This is a genomic window from Mycobacterium gordonae (genome assembly GCF_001417955.2).
In the GTDB taxonomy this organism is placed as follows: Bacteria; Actinomycetota; Actinomycetes; order Mycobacteriales; family Mycobacteriaceae; genus Mycobacterium; species Mycobacterium gordonae_B.
The window spans coordinates 1-502 of the sequence record NZ_LKTM01000277.1 but is presented as its reverse complement, the minus strand read 5'-3'; the positions used below and the strand labels follow the sequence as shown (position 1 = coordinate 502).

The 502-nt window shown below is 64.3% G+C and carries 1 pseudogene; it reads left to right on the top strand.

Annotation, left to right across the window (positions count from 1 at the left end):
• A pseudogene (locus AO501_RS38280) lies at positions 1 to 502 on the top strand (hypothetical protein); the annotation flags it as partial.

Sequence of the window (502 nt, the reverse complement as noted above, 5' to 3'; positions counted from 1 at the left end):
TCAACACCGGTATCGGCAACTCCGGCAACATGAATGTCGGGATGTTCGTGCGCGGCGACGCCCAGGGCCTGACCGGGCTTTCCTACTCGGTGCGCATCGACCAGATTCCCGTGGACTTCGGCATGCGGGTCCCGTTGAATCTGACGGTGTCCGGTGGCACATTCGACATCACCACGCAGCCGTTCACCGTCCCCCAGTTCCCTACCACTATCAGCGGCGGCGGCATCAACGGCACCTTCGGTCCCATCAACGTTCCGGTTATCACGGTCAGCGGACCACAGCTGAGCTTGGTCATCGGCGGTCCGGGATACACGTTGTTCGGCGGCATCACCGGCACCGTCGGCCCGATCGACATAGCTTTCTCGCTGCCGGTGGGCCCGGGCGTCGGCAACACGACGGCGACCCCGTCGTCGGGATTCTTCAATAGCGGCTCGGGCGGTTCCTCGGGGTTCTTCAACACCGGTGCGGGCAGTTCGGGGTGGCAGAACATGGGGCTGGGTGC